Annotated in this window: 14 protein-coding genes; 9 read left to right on the top strand and 5 right to left on the bottom strand. The window is 69.0% G+C overall.

Going from position 1 to position 13,741, the window contains the following annotated elements; translation table 11 throughout:
• The first annotated feature begins 8 nt into the window (after window positions 1–8).
• Entirely contained in the window at window positions 9–1,493 is a 1,485-nt protein-coding gene (locus MJ797_RS11235; RefSeq protein WP_374581996.1) for an SDR family oxidoreductase, read from the top strand.
• 186 nt (window positions 1,494–1,679) lie between these two features.
• Window positions 1,680–2,567 (top strand): prephenate dehydratase, encoded by an 888-nt coding sequence (locus MJ797_RS11230; RefSeq protein WP_239334268.1) that lies wholly within the window; start codon window positions 1,680–1,682, stop codon window positions 2,565–2,567.
• A 228-nt stretch (window positions 2,568–2,795) separates the two neighbouring features.
• Here MJ797_RS11230 and MJ797_RS11225 read toward each other — a convergent pair whose 3' ends face one another.
• Window positions 2,796–3,203 (bottom strand): DUF2000 domain-containing protein, encoded by a 408-nt coding sequence (locus tag MJ797_RS11225; protein ID WP_239334267.1) that lies wholly within the window; start codon window positions 3,201–3,203, stop codon window positions 2,796–2,798.
• 495 nt (window positions 3,204–3,698) lie between these two features.
• Between MJ797_RS11225 and MJ797_RS11220 the strand changes: the two genes are divergently transcribed.
• On the top strand, window positions 3,699–4,502 hold the full coding sequence (locus MJ797_RS11220; protein ID WP_239334266.1) for a transposase: 804 nt from the start codon (window positions 3,699–3,701) through the stop codon (window positions 4,500–4,502).
• A 214-nt stretch (window positions 4,503–4,716) separates the two neighbouring features.
• Here the strand turns inward: MJ797_RS11220 and MJ797_RS11215 are convergent, their stop codons facing one another.
• Window positions 4,717–5,019 carry a hypothetical protein gene (locus tag MJ797_RS11215; protein ID WP_239334265.1) on the bottom strand — a complete coding sequence of 101 codons (303 nt, stop codon included), beginning with the start codon at window positions 5,017–5,019 and terminating at the stop codon, window positions 4,717–4,719.
• Window positions 5,020–5,252: 233 nt separating this feature from the next.
• A complete protein-coding gene (locus tag MJ797_RS11210) occupies window positions 5,253–5,678 on the bottom strand; it encodes a cold-shock protein (RefSeq protein ID WP_239334264.1) in 426 nt (141 codons plus the stop codon).
• Between the two features lie 275 nt (window positions 5,679–5,953).
• Between MJ797_RS11210 and MJ797_RS11205 the strand changes: the two genes are divergently transcribed.
• The 6 genes from MJ797_RS11205 to MJ797_RS11180 all read left to right on the top strand — a co-directional run bounded on the left by MJ797_RS11205 (window position 5,954) and on the right by MJ797_RS11180 (window position 11,744).
• Window positions 5,954–6,700 carry a tyrosine-protein phosphatase gene (locus MJ797_RS11205; protein WP_239334263.1) on the top strand — a complete coding sequence of 249 codons (747 nt, stop codon included), beginning with the start codon at window positions 5,954–5,956 and terminating at the stop codon, window positions 6,698–6,700.
• A gap of 132 nt (window positions 6,701–6,832) precedes the next feature.
• Window positions 6,833–7,783, top strand: a complete 951-nt coding sequence (locus MJ797_RS11200; RefSeq protein ID WP_239334262.1) for a S1C family serine protease — start codon at window positions 6,833–6,835, stop codon at window positions 7,781–7,783.
• Between the two features lie 46 nt (window positions 7,784–7,829).
• Window positions 7,830–8,360: a MarR family winged helix-turn-helix transcriptional regulator gene (locus MJ797_RS11195; protein ID WP_239334261.1), complete on the top strand. Its 531-nt coding sequence runs from the start codon at window positions 7,830–7,832 to the stop codon at window positions 8,358–8,360.
• Window positions 8,361–8,621: 261 nt separating this feature from the next.
• The gene (locus MJ797_RS11190) at window positions 8,622–9,947 is read left to right on the top strand and encodes a glycosyltransferase family 4 protein (RefSeq protein WP_239334260.1); all 1,326 of its coding nucleotides are present in this window, start codon (window positions 8,622–8,624) and stop codon (window positions 9,945–9,947) included.
• Window positions 9,941–10,672, top strand: coding sequence for a class I SAM-dependent methyltransferase (locus MJ797_RS11185; protein ID WP_239334259.1), 732 nt, complete (start codon window positions 9,941–9,943; stop codon window positions 10,670–10,672). The genes MJ797_RS11190 and MJ797_RS11185 overlap by 7 nt, the downstream gene beginning before the upstream one ends.
• Window positions 10,659–11,744, top strand: coding sequence for a hypothetical protein (locus MJ797_RS11180; RefSeq protein ID WP_239334258.1), 1,086 nt, complete (start codon window positions 10,659–10,661; stop codon window positions 11,742–11,744). Before MJ797_RS11185 ends, MJ797_RS11180 begins: the two co-directional genes overlap by 14 nt.
• Here the strand turns inward: MJ797_RS11180 and MJ797_RS11175 are convergent.
• Window positions 11,703–12,320 carry a class I SAM-dependent methyltransferase gene (locus MJ797_RS11175; protein ID WP_239334257.1) on the bottom strand — a complete coding sequence of 206 codons (618 nt, stop codon included), beginning with the start codon at window positions 12,318–12,320 and terminating at the stop codon, window positions 11,703–11,705. The two genes, MJ797_RS11180 and MJ797_RS11175, sit on opposite strands and share 42 nt — an antisense overlap.
• Window positions 12,321–12,335: 15 nt before the next feature.
• On the bottom strand, window positions 12,336–13,741 hold a 1,406-nt coding region (locus MJ797_RS11170; protein WP_239334256.1), incomplete at its 5' end, for an FGLLP motif-containing membrane protein.

Genomic DNA, 13,741 nt, shown 5'->3' with positions numbered 1-13,741 from the left:
TCGATGGCATGCGATGTGTCGTGTTCGGGGCGACCGGTTACATCGGCGGCCGTCTGGTACCCGAACTCCTACGTGCCGGTCACGACGTGCGGGCGGTGGCCCGCGACCCGAGCCGGCTGACCGATGTACCGTGGCACGACCGAGCCGAGATCGCGGCTGGTGACGTTACCGAGGCCACCAGCGTCGCCAGCGCAGTGGCCGGGCAGGATGTCATCTACTACCTCGTACATTCGCTGCACCGGCACGACTTCGTCGAGCTGGACCGTCACGCCGCTCGCACCGTCGCCGGGCAGGCACACGCGGCCGGGGTGCGCCGGATCGTCTACCTGGGCGGCATCACTCCGGATGGACAGCCGCTATCTCCGCATCTGGCCTCCCGGGCCGAAGTCGGGCAGATCATGCTCGACTCCGGCGTACCGACCATCGCACTGCAAGCCGCAGTCATTATCGGTGCTGGTTCAGCCAGCTTCGAGATGCTGCGTTATCTCACCGAACGCCTCCCGGCTATGGTCACTCCGCGATGGGTGAACAATCGCGTCCAGCCGATCGCAATACGCGATGTCCTGCACTACCTTACGCACGCCGCCGCGCTTCCGGGCACGATCAACCGCCGTTTCGACATCGGTGGCCCGACCGTCCTCACCTATCTGGACATGATGCGCCGCTATGCCGCCGTGGCCGGCCTGCCGCGTCGTGTCATAGCCTTGGTGCCGGTACTCACCCCGTGGCTTTCGGCGCAGTGGGTGAACCTGGTGACACCGGTACCGCACAGCATCGCCGTACCACTCATCGAGTCGCTGGTGCACGAGGTCGTCTGCCACGACCGCGATATCACCACCCACATCCCGGAGCCGGATGGTGGCCCGGCCTCCTACGAGCGGGCCGTTGAACTCGCGCTGGCCCACATCCGTCACGCGGGCATGCCCGCCCGCCGCTCCGGCGCGGCCATGCCGCCCTCCGACCCCTTGCCCTCCGACCCGATGCCCTCCGACCCCGCATGGTCGGGCGGCAGCAGCTACGAGGACATCCGCGAACGCCACACCAGCGCGGACGCGCAGGTGCTGTGGCAGTTCATCGAGTCCATCGGCGGTGAACACGACTGGTGCTCCTTCCCGCTGGCCTGGTCGCCGCGGGGCTGGCTGGACCGGCTCATCGGCGGCGCCGGCCTACGGCGAGGCGGCCACGACCACCACCGCCTGTATCCGGGCGAAGCCCTCCACCGCTGGCGGGTGGAGCATCTCGACCGGCCCCGTCTGCTGCGGCTGCGTGCTGAGATGCGGCTACCCGGCCGCGCCTGGCTCGAACTGTCCGCGGCCCCCGACGCTGACGGCTCGCTGTACCGCCAACGAGTGATCTTCGAACCGCACGGGCTGACCGGTCATCTCTACTGGAAAGCCATCGCCCCGTTCCATCACGCTGTCCTCGGTGGGATGGCCCGCGCCATCACCAACGCCGCGGAGCGCGAGAAACGTCGGGGAAAGATCCCACGATGACCACATCCATCCCCCCAACCGCTGGGCCTCGATGCCACCGAGAGACCGTCAGCGCGAGATTCGCAACAGGCGCCGCGTCCAGCGTACGATCTGCCGCGCGGCGCCCTGGTTCCACCGGGCCCGCATGATAACCTGCGATAAAGATCGATTCATGTATCAGTATCCTGAGCGTAGGTTGGGACCAGAGTGGCCAAAGGACGCAAAAAAGTCGCGTTTCAGGGTGAACTAGGAGCTAATTCCCATCAAGCGTGCCGTGATGTATATCCAGACTACGAGCCTGTTCCCTTCCAGACATTCGCGGAGTGCTTTGACGCGGTCGAGGAAGGTATCGTCGATCTTGGCATGATTCCCGTCGAAAATTCGACGGCCGGGACGGTGGCAGACATTCACCAGCTATTGCCTTACTCATCAGTCTACATAGTCGGAGAATACTTTTTGCCAATTCAGTACCAGCTCCTGGGATTGGTCGGCACGGATCCTCAGGCGCTACGGACCGTGCACAGTCACCCGCAGGCCCTGTCGCAATGCCGGGTAACCCTGCGGGAGCTGGGTCTCCACGCGGTGGCCGGCGCTGATACAGCGGGCTGTGCCCGGGAGGTTGCCGAAGCGAGGGATCCGACCAGGTCGGCGATAGCCACTCACCTCGCGGCGGAGATCTACGGCTTGGAAATCTTGCGGCCCGATCTCAAGGACGAAGAACATAACACAACGCGCTTTGTGATTCTTTCGTCAGAGAACCTTCGGGCCGCGGTTGGTATCGGCCCCATCGTCTCCACCTTCGTTTTTCGGGTGCGAAACCGCCCATCCGCGCTCTACAAGGCGCTCGGGGGATTTGCGACCAACGGCGTGAACATGACGAAGCTGGAAAGCTGTATGGTGAGAGGCCAGTTCTTCGCGACGGAATTTGTCGCCGACATCGAAGGCCATCCTGACGAGGAGCGGGTCATGCGAGCCTTTGAGGAGCTGGGTTTCTTCGCCGACTACCGAATCATAGGCGTATACCACGCGAATCCTTTTCGTGAACGCATCCGCAACCATAACAGCCAGTTTGCCGTACCCGAATACGCGAATTAAAAACGCCCAGCAATAAGGGCACGGATCGAAGAGCGGGGTTGGGATGCGCGCATCGCAAGGCGACGGAGGGAATCACCCTGCTGGTGGAGTGGCGACTGCCGAGCGGGTACCGTGCATCGCGCAGCCCTGGACAGGGAGCGATGACGCGCGGCGTGCGTGCCCCAACCCCGCGATGCCTGCTCGACGCTCACCGACCACAACCCGCGTATTCCGCAGGTACGCGTGGTTTCAGCGGTAAAGAGGCAGGCTCCCGACCAGCTTGTTGACATCTTTTTTCGGACCGCTTAGCGCCACCCCGATATAGGGAAGATCCGCCGTCGCCGTCTGGGCCAGACGTTCCTCGTACTCGTCGTACGTACGGGAGGTCTGGGCGGTAGTCGTGAAATCTACCACGAAAACGCCGTCAGACGCACTTGCCCGTAGAAAAATCTCCTTGAGACCCTCGGCGTCACTCTTCAGGATCGGCACGGGAATCCTGGTAATCGCCTTATGGGTGAGACCATTGGCGTCTTTGGAATCATCGCCCAAAATGCCATCAACCATACGCCCGACTGACAGCGAAAGCGCTGCCACGGTATTCATCGCCAAGCCTATCTGGAGGCTTCCATCGATGATAATGGCAACTTTGTCTGGCATGACCGCGCCGTTTGATGGTAAGTGTTCGGTGAACCCGTGGAACTTGGCCTGGGCAGGCGAATGACCGGGTATCGATCGAGGGTCGCTCCGTCCGCGCGTTGACGAGATGTTGTCGCGACATGCCGGGTTGGTGCGTGATGTGCATGCTGGTAGTGGTGTGTGCTCGGCGGCGTGTCCACCGTTCCTGCTGTCGTCGACGCCGACGTGGCGTACTGGCGAGGCTGCCGAGGAGCTGCGGGCCCGGGTGGAGGAGTTGTCCGAACAGGTCGCGGTGCTCAGCCGGATGCTGTTCGGTCGTTCGTCGGAGAAGAGCGGCCCGTCGTCGGCCGCGGAGGGTGGACCAGACGGGCAGCCGGCGTCGGGCGGGGAGCCTGGGAAACGCGGCCAGCGCAGGGGAGCAAAGGGCACGGGCGGCGGGACTACTCGCACCTGGACACCCGTGAGGAGGTCCACGACGTGCCCGTCGGCGAGCGGGCCTGTTCCGGGTGTGGGACGATGTTCGGACCTGTGGGGACCGAGGACAGCGAGCAGGCCGACTGGCGGGTGACGGTCACCCGGGTCGTGCACCGCAGGCGGCGGTGCGGCTGTCCGGGGCCGCGGACGGCGACCGCCCCGGTGCCGCCGAAGCCGGTCGCGAAGGGCCGGTTCACCGCCGGGTTCCTGCCCCGGTTGCTGTCCGAGAAGTACGTGCTGGGCCTGCCGTTGCACCGTATTGCCCGGTCGCTGGCGGCGGAAGGGCTCGACCTGGCCGAGGGCAGTGTGTCTGGGGCGTTGAAGGACGTGCACGCGCTGCTCGCCCCGCTCGAGACAGCGGTCGCTGCCCGTAACGCCGCTGCGTCTCACGTGCACGCCGACAAGACCGGTTGGCGGGTGTTCGAGCGGGTCGAGGGCAAGGACGGCACCCGCTGGTGGCTGTGGGTGTTCGTCGCCTGCGACACGGTGGTGTTCAGGATGGACCCGACCCGTTCGGCGGCGGTCGTGGAGAAGCATTTCGGGATCGACCGCGACGCCGCCGCGTTGCCCGAGGGCCGCCGGCTGGTGCTGTCCTCGGACTTCTTCACCGTCTACCAGTCGCTGGCCCGCCTCGACGGGGTCGACCCGCTGTGGTGCTGGGCGCACATTCGCCGGTACTTCGTGCTGACGGGCACCGACGACTTCCTTCTCCACGTGGCGGTTCGCGACGCCGACCATCTGCATTCGGTGGTCCTGGACAAACTGACTGAGCTCCAGGCACTTGCGGACGTACGTACCTCGGTGGTCTACGGGCACTCGCGGAAGAACGTCATCGAGCCGATCTGAGGCTGTGGGCGCACGTCGTGGGTCAGGCCGTTGGCCTGTGCGGACGGCGGGTTGGGAGCACGGCTGCTCGACATGGTCGCCGGCCGAACAGCTGTTTCGTCCAGTAGCGCCTTGAGAGCGTCTCTGAGCGACCGGCAACAAGGGACGCGGCGTCGCGAGGCTGGGGCACGCGCCTCACATCATCGCTGCCCATCCATTGCCGCGCGGTGCACGGCTACCCCGGCTTGCCGGTCGCCCCCCACCATCTCCGGTGACTTCCCGCGCCGCCGCACGCAGAGAAGGCGCCCACGCCGAAGATGAGGGGCGTTGGGCACACAGCGCCGCTGAGCACAGTGCTGGTCAGCGGCTGCCGCGTGCTGGCGAGCGCCGCCTGGACAGTAGTGGCCACGCTGGTGATGAGGGGCGTCCCAAGGACGCCTACCACCGCGACGACCAAGACGATGAACAGCAGCGAAGAAAGCAACAGCCCCGGCCTGGGCCGCGGCCTGGCGGAGCACCCGCCAGGCACGGCACCCACCAGGCAGTCCCTGGCCAAAACCCGTGTGAAGACCGAGCGGATGATGCTCTCCGGCCCCCAGCGCACGGCAGAAACATTCACCTGCCGCCGTGCCAGCCGCAGGCGTCAACGGAATGGCGACGTCCGGCGTTCTCACTCTCAACGGATAATTCATCCATCGGATGACAACGCCGAACCGCATACCGCCGTGGGCATCACGGCAGGCCCACCCGCCGGACCAGCCGGCCGGAGCGTCAGGATTCGACCCAGCCGCGCGCCCGCGCGAGATCGAGGAGCCGCTGCCGTATCTGGCCAATCTGGCCGCCGGTCAGCGTCGGTACCCCCTCGACAAGTATCTCAGTGAGCACATGGAGAAACTCGGCGGTGGTCAGGACATCGCACATCTCGTCGTCGTCGGTGCCCGAACCCGCAAGGTTCGGGCTGGTGGCACGTGGAAAGAACGGGCCGGCCCCGACCCGGTCGACAAGACGGACAGCCGAGGCCTTCAGGCCCTTGTCACCCTCCTCCGCTTTGAACTCGACAAGTACGCCGGGCCGGAACAGATACTTTTCATCCTGCAAATCGTTCACATGCATGAAGATGTCATCGCCGCCCTCGTCAGGCGCGATGAAGCCGTAGCCACGAATCCCGTCGAACCGCACGATCCTGCCAGTACCCACCGCATCAACCTCTACCTCAGGGCGAACGTCCCAAACCGTGAGACCGCACGCACATTGCCAGCTGAACCCAACCAAGTCAACCGCTGACACACAGGAAAGAGCAAATGATCATCATGTTGACAGTGGATCACACGGGCGGTCCGCGCAGGTCAGCGGCCGTATGAGGCCACTTCCGCTGACCTGGCACGGTTAGGCTGGGAGGCTCAGACGCCCCAGCCGCGGCCGACCGACCGCCAGTGGCACCGGCGTTTGCCCACCGCGACCGAAGGGGTTTCGTGACCGACCGCTGGATCCACCTTGATGGCTGTGACAACGCCCGCGACCTCGGGGACCTGCCCACAACGGACGGTGGCTCGACCAGGCGGGGGCTTCTGATCCGGTGTGACACAGTCCAGCAGCTGACGGTGGAGGGTGCGGACGTACTGGTCAACGGGTTCGGTCTACGCACCGTGCTGGATCTGCGGACGCCGAGGGAAGCGGCGGCCGAGGGCCGCGGGCTGCTCGCGGAGACCGCGGTCCGTTACCGCAATGTGGCGTTCGTTCCCGACGTCTATCTCGTGCCCGGCGACCCCGAACACAAGGTGATCGTCGAACAGCGATCCAGGCAGGAGACGGTCGAGCACTACGTGGACTATCTGACCCGTCCCGGCAGCACGGTGCCGGCGGCGCTGCGGCTGCTCACCCAGCCAGCCGAGCTACCGGTCCTGTTCCACTGCGCGGCGGGCAAGGACCGCACCGGTGTCCTTGCCGCGCTCGTTCTGGATGTCGTCGGGGTCCGGCGCGAAGCGATCGTCGACGACTACGTCCTGACCAATGAACGGCTGCCGCGGATCCGGGAACGCCTGATCGCGATGCCGACCTACGGCAGGAGCGCGCGCGGCGACATCGGTTGCCGGCCCGAGACGATGTGGGCCTTCTTCGAGACCGTCGACCAGCGCTGGGGCGGCACGGCCGGCTGGGCGCTCGACCATGGCATCACCCAGGCCGAGCTGGATGTCCTGCGGAAGGCGCTCGTCGACTGACGCCCCGCCGCCCTGGCCCCTGTCCGCCCTGGGCGGACAGGGGCCAGGGAAGGCCGCTCGACGCCGCGATGTTGCAAGCGACGTAAACATGTAATCAGATCGCTTGTCTGGGACCGGCGCCGGGAGGCCGTGATGCAGGATCCGATGGACGCCTACTCGCAGGTGGTGACCAGGGTCGCCGCCGCGCTCTCCCCCGCTGTCGCGAGCCTGCGGGTACGGACCAGCGCGGGTGCGGGCGCTGGGTCCGCCGTGGTTTTCACCGACGACGGTTTCCTGCTGACCTCCGCCCACGTCGTCGACAGCGGCCTGCCGGGCAGGGAACGGAACGCCGTGACCGGCACGGCCGAGTTCACCGACGGCACGGAGCGGGTTGTGGACGTGATCGGCGCCGATCCGCTGTCCGATCTCGCCGTGCTGCGCGCCCGCGGTAGCACGCCTCCGCCGGCCACGCTCGGCGATGCCGCAACGCTTACCGTTGGCCAGCTCGTCGTCGCCGTGGGCAATCCGCTGGGGCTGACCGGCAGCGTCACGGCAGGGGTTGTCAGCGCGCTCGGCCGGTCGCTGCCGACCCGGGCCGGCGCGACCGTCCGTGTCATCGACGAGGTGATCCAGACCGACGCCGCTCTCAACCCGGGTAACTCCGGCGGCGCCCTGGCCGATGCGAACGCCCACCTCGTCGGCGTGAACACCGCCGTCGCCGGGATCGGCCTCGGGCTCGCCATCCCGGTCAACGACACCACCCGCCGCATCCTCGCCGCCCTCATGCGTGACGGCCGGGTCCGGCGGGCCTATCTCGGGGTGGCCAGTTCCCGGGCTCCGCTCCCGCCGCACCTGGCGGAGCGGTTCGGCCGCCGGCACGGCGTACGGCTGGCGGAGGTCGTGGTGAACAGCCCAGCCGGGCGGGCCGGGCTGTTCACCGGCGATCTGGTGCTCTCGGTCGCCGGGCGGCCGGTCGCCGCATCCGGCGACCTCCAGCGCCTCATGACCGAGGACACCATCGGAAAGCCGGTCGAGCTGACCGTGTGGCGGCGCGGCGCGCTCGTCGACGTCATCGTCGTCCCCCAGGAACTGGTGCTCACCTGATCGACACGGCATCAACCGCGAAAGTCGTTACCATGCGGTAATGACCGTGCCCATACGACCGGCCAGCGGCCCACCGTCGACCGGACGCGGGCGCTACCCGACCACCGCCAACCATGCGGGTACCGGTAGCGCCCCGGATGACGAGCGCCTCGACCCGGTGTTCGTGGCCATGCTGCGAACCTCGATAACCAGGCTCGCGCGCTCACAGCGGGCGGAACGCCAGCGTGACCCACGGGCGCTGCCACTCAGCCTGATTTCAGCCCTGTCCACTCTGCAACGGCTGGGACCGCTGACGCCGACGCAGCTCGCCCACGTCGAGGGTGTGCGCAAACCGTCGATGACACGCGCGCTGGCAACGCTGATCGAACGCGGCCTGGCGATCAAAGAAAACGACGAATACGACGGCCGCCAGTGCATCGTGCGGATTTCCGACAAGGGTCTCACCGCCGTCCAGGAATCCCGGCGTGTCGTCGACAGCTGGTACTCCCGCCGCCTTCGCCAACTGAGCCACCAGGATCTGGCGGACCTCATGCGTGCCGGTGGCGCACTCGCACGGCTCGCCAGCGAGACGACCTGAAGCGCTCAGCGCGGGCCTGGCCGCGGTCCCCCGGTGCTGGAGGACGGGCTGACTGGCCTCGGCCTCGGCGCGCGGGCCCGGGAGGCGTTCCCGGCCGGCAACGCCCAACGGGTATCCGCGGTCCGCAGCGCACGCCCGAGAAGATCAACCGGATATGCCCTACTGTGCCGGAAACAGCTCCGCGCCGGCTTGGAGCGCCTGGCAACAGGGACACGAGCTGGCACCGGCGGGAAACAGATCTGAGCCCATGGATCTGAACCTATGGAGAGGACACCGTTGCGGATCGCGTTGCTGTCATATCGCAGTCTCCCCACCTGCGGCGGTCAAGGCGTGTACGTCCGGCATCTCTCCCGCGAGCTCGTCATGCTGGGCCACCAGGTCACGGTGGTGAGCGGGCCGCCCTACCCCCTGCTCGACCCCGGGATCGAGCTGCGCACGCTGCCCAGCCTCGACCTGTACGCCGAGCCCGATCCGTTCCGCTGGCCGTCCCCACGGGAGCTGCGCACCGTCGCCGACGCCGTCGAGTTCGGCCTGATGCGCACCGGCCAGTTCTCCGAGCCGCTGGCGTTCAGCATCCGGGCCGCCCGTGCGCTGCGGCCGGATACCGGCCACCCGCCCCGCTTCGATATCGTCCACGACAACCAGGGCCTCGGCTACGGCCTGCTCGCCCTGCGCCGGGCGCTGCGCCCGCACGGCGTTCCGGTGGTGGCGACGGTGCACCATCCGATCACCGTCGATCGCCGGCTGGCGCTGGCTGCCGCGCCGGACCGGACCGCGCGTGCCGGCATCCGCCGCTGGTACTCCTTCCTGCCGATGCAGGCCCGGGTCGCTCGCAGCCTTGACGGCATCGTCGTTCCGTCCCAGAGCTCCCGCCAGGAGATCATCCTCGACATGAGGGTGGCCGCGGCGGCGATGCGCACCGTCCCGCTCGGTGTCGATGCCGACGTCTTCTGCCCCGCCGCCGCCCCGGCGTCGGCTTTGGCGTCGACGCCAGGACGCATCGTGGTCGTGACCAGCGCGGACGTACCGCTGAAGGGGCTGGGAGTGCTGCTGGAGGCGCTCGCCAAGGTCCGGGCCGAACGTGACGCCCACCTGGTGTGCGTCGGTACGGCCCGGCCGGGTGGCGCCATCGAGCACCAGGTCGACGACCTCGGCCTCACCGGCGTCGTCACGTTCCGCCCGAACCTCTCCGAAACGGAGCTCGTCACGCTGCTGCGGTCAGCTGAGCTGGCCGTGGTGCCGTCGCTGCACGAGGGCTTCAGCCTGCCCGCGGTCGAAGCGATGGCCTGTGGCGTGGCGCTGGTCACGACCACGGCCGGTGCGCTTCCGGAGGTGGTCGGGCCGGCCGGGCAGGCCGCCGCGCTCGTCGCGCCCGGGGACGCCGAGGCGCTGGCCGCCGCGATCGGACGGCTGCTCGACGACCCGGCGCTGCGAGCGCGGATGGGCGCCGCCGGCCGCGCCCGGGTGAAGGAGCGCTTCTCCTGGCGGGCCGCGACCACCGCGACCGCCGCGTGGTACGCGGACCGGATCGACGCGGTCCGGTCCGGGCGCGGGCGCTCCTCGGCGGCCGGCCCGCACCCATGCTGACGGTCGACTTCGACCGCTACCCGGTCACCGAGGGCTGCCGTCTGCTCGATCTCGGCTGCGGCACGGGCCGGCATGGTTTCGAGGCGTTCCGCCGAGGCTCGGAGGTGGTCGCGCTCGACCACGCGGCGGCCGAGGTCACCGGTGTCGGGCAGATGTTCGCCGCGATGGCCGCACAGGGCCAGGTGCCGCCGGCGGCACGGGCCGCCGGCGTGCGCGGGGACGCGCTCGCGCTGCCGTTCGCCGACGCCACCTTCGACCGGGTCATCGCCGCGGAGGTGCTCGAACACATCGCGGACGACGCCCGCGCCATGGCGGAGCTGGCCCGTGTGCTGCGCCCCGGCGGGCTCGCCGCGGTCACCGTCCCGGCCTGGCTGCCCGAGCGGATCTGCTGGCGCCTCTCGACCGCCTACCACAGCGTGGACGGCGGGCACATCCGCATCTACCGGCAACGCGATCTACTGGCCCGGTTGCGCGCCGTGGGGCTCGACCCCGTCGACAGGCACACCGCGCATGCTCTGCACGCTCCGTACTGGTGGCTGCGCTGCCTGGTAGGAGTGCACAACGACGACCACCCCGCGACCAGGCTCTACCACCGGGTGCTGGTCTGGGACATGATGCGCCGGCCGTGGCCCACCCGCCTCGCCGAACGGGTGCTCAATCCGCTCATCGGCAAGAGCGTCGTGTTCTATCTGCGCAAACCGGAGGTCCCGCGTGCGGCCGGTTAAGCCCACCCCACCGCTCGCCCCGGACGCGATCGCCGAGACCGCGGCCACGATCGTCGCCGTCCAGGAACCCGACGGCGCCATCCCCTGGTATCCGGGCGGGCACACCGACCCGTGGGATCACCTCGAGTGCGCGATGGCGCTACGGATCGCCGGCCGGCCAGACACCATCGAAGCCGTGGAGGCCGCCTGGGACTGGATCCGCCATACCCAGCGGGACGACGGATCATGGGCGACCAGCTACGTCGCCGGTCAGATCAAGGACGACTTCGCCGACAGCAACCAGTGCGCCTACGTGGCGACCGCGGCCTGGCACAGCTGGCTCGCCACCGGCGACCGTTCCTTCCTGCGGCGGATGTGGCCGGTCGTACGTGCCGCGCTCGACTTCGTCATGGGCCTGCAGGCCCCCGGCGGCCAGATCTGGTGGGCCCGCTCGGCGGACGGCACCGCCTACCCCGAAGCGCTGCTCACCGGATGCTCCAGCACCCTGCACAGTCTGCGCTGCGGGCTCGGTCTCGCCGCCGCGCTCGGCGAGGCGGTGCCCCGCTGGGAGGCGGCTGCCAGCGCCCTGCACCACGCTCTGCGCGACCATCCGGAGCGCTTCGTGGACAAGCGCCGGTGGTCTATGGACTGGTACTACCCGGTGATCGGCGGCGCGCTGCGCGGCCCGCGGGGCCGGGACCGGCTGCATGGCCGGTGGGACGACTTCGTCGTCGACGGCCTCGGCGCCCGGTGCGTGGCCGACCAGCCGTGGGTGACCGGTGCCGAGACCTGCGAGCTGGCGATCGCGCTGCATCTGGTCGGGGAGAGCGGCGCCGCGGCCGGGCTGCTCGAGGACATCCAGTTCCTGCGGCACAACGACGGCAGTTACTGGACGGGCTGGCAGTTCGCCGAAAAGCTGTACTGGCCACCGGAGCAGAGCACCTGGACGGCCGCGGCGGTGCTGCTCGCCGTCGACAGTCTCACCGGCGGCGTCACCGAGGCGGTGTTCCGCGGGGACGGCCTGCCCGCGGGACGACCGGAAAAGCTCCGGTCAGGCAGTGCGTTCGAGGACCCGCAGCGATCCCGTGCGTGACCGCTCGGTGAAGCCCTCGCCCAGCGCCCGCTGAAACACGGCGAAAGGCGCCTGACCGCCGTCCGCCGGGTCCGCGAACACATCATGGATGACCAGCCGGCCGCCGGGCGAGACGTGGCGCGCCCAGGCTTCGTAGTCGGCCTGAGCCTGTTCGTGGGTGTGGCCGCCGTCCAGGAACAACAGCCCGACCGGTGTTGTCCACCACCGCCCCACCGCCTCGGACCGGCCGACGACCACCGTCACCACATCCGCCACCCCAGCGTCCGCGAGAGTGCGCCGCAGCGCCGGCAGGGTGTCGAGCCGGCCCGTACGGGGATCGACGAGGGCCGGGTCGTGGTACTCCCAGCCGGGCTGGTTCTCCTCCGAGCCGTGGTGATGATCGACGGTGACGACCGTGGCCCCGGCCCGCCTGGCCGCCGCCGCCAGATACAGCGTCGACTTCCCGCAGTAGGTGCCGATCTCACAGATCAGCACGCCCGCGGGCACCTCCGCCGCCGCGGTGTACAGCGCGAGCCCCTCCCCTGCCGGCATGAAGCCCGTCGCGGCCTCGGCCGCCCGCCGCAACGCACCATCCACGCCCGCTCCTCACTATTAACGGATCTTGCTTAGCGTGACCGTGTCCGGCTCCACCGTCCTCCTGATCGTGATGGGCATGGTATCGGCGCGATCATGATCATCCGCACCGTCGTCATGACTGTTCACCGGCGCCCTGCCGTCGCCATCCACACCGTCACCATCACCGCCATCACCGTTGTCTATGTTGTCTATGTTGTCTGTGCCATCCGGGCTATCCGTGTTATCGGCATTATCTGTGTTATCCATTTCGTCCGGCTGGCCGAGCAGGCGTGCCGGCATGATCCGGAAGAAGGCCCAGAAAAGCACGGAGAGAACCGCGAACCCGCCGAACAGCCAGGCCGCTCGCCGCCAGACCTGCCCGTCGCCCGTCCCGAGCAGCCCGGAGGGGTCAAGCACCAGGATCGCGAAAAGTGTCAGCGCGACGCCACAGGTCGCGGCCCAGGCCAGGCGGCTCCACTCCCACAGCTTGCGGCCGTCCAGGTAGTGAATGGGCAGCAGGACGACCGGTGCGGCCACCACCGCGCCCGCCACCACCTGGCACAGCACGTTCTCAGCGACCGCGAGGGCGAACGCGCCCTGGCCGGAGCCGTGCCGCCGCAGGGCCGCCACCACGGGGACGCGCACCAGCCACGCGGCCACCGCGACCGCCAGCATGACCAGCGCACCGACCAGCACGGCCCGCCCCTCGTCACGCGGGGCCAGCCGCCGCCCGCCCCGGGCGCGGTACTCCGCGATCAGCCCGTACACATAGCCGGGGTTGAACGCGGCGCCCCAGGACAGCAGCGCGCAGCCGACAGCCACGACAGCGGCGCCCGGCAGCACCTCCAGTTCACCGCGCCCGCCACCGGACGCCCGCCGCTGGTAGGTGTCGATGGGCTTGCTGTAGAGCAGCATGCCGACCGGGATCGCCACCGCGAAGCCCAGCACAAGCGCGACAGTCGCCGCGTTCGCCCCGGCTCCTGGCTCCACCAGCACCGCAAGTGCCGTGGCAAGCAGGAAGAAGCCGGCGATGAGCAGCGGCCGCGGCAGCCGCCCGGCCCTGGCCGGGAACGGCGACGCCCAGGCGAACCAGCGGCGCAGGGTCTCGCGGTTGTGGTGGATGGTCTTGTGGAACAGCTCGGCGGCGAAGCCGACCAGCGGCAGCAACAACACGGCCAGGCCGGCCATGGCACCCACCCGCGCGGGGCGGCGGAAGACCTCGCCGGGAGCGGGCAGGGCACGGGCATAGCCGGAACGCAGCTGCCCACCCGCCCCGCCCGATCGGTCACCCGGTTCTCCGGAACCGCGTGGGCCGCTGGTAGCGGCCGCCCCCAGCCCGGCTGACCTGCCCGTTCCGCCAGGGCCACCGCCACCGCCACCGGCCGCATCCGCCGCGCCGTCGGCCGCGGCCCCCGGCAAGCCCCCGGAGGCCGCGTCGGAGC

This window comes from Protofrankia sp. CiP3 (assembly GCF_917627345.1).
In the GTDB taxonomy this organism is placed as follows: Bacteria; Actinomycetota; Actinomycetes; order Frankiales; family Frankiaceae; genus Protofrankia.
Note: the sequence above shows the minus strand (reverse complement) of the source record. Positions and strands in the feature narration are given on the sequence as shown.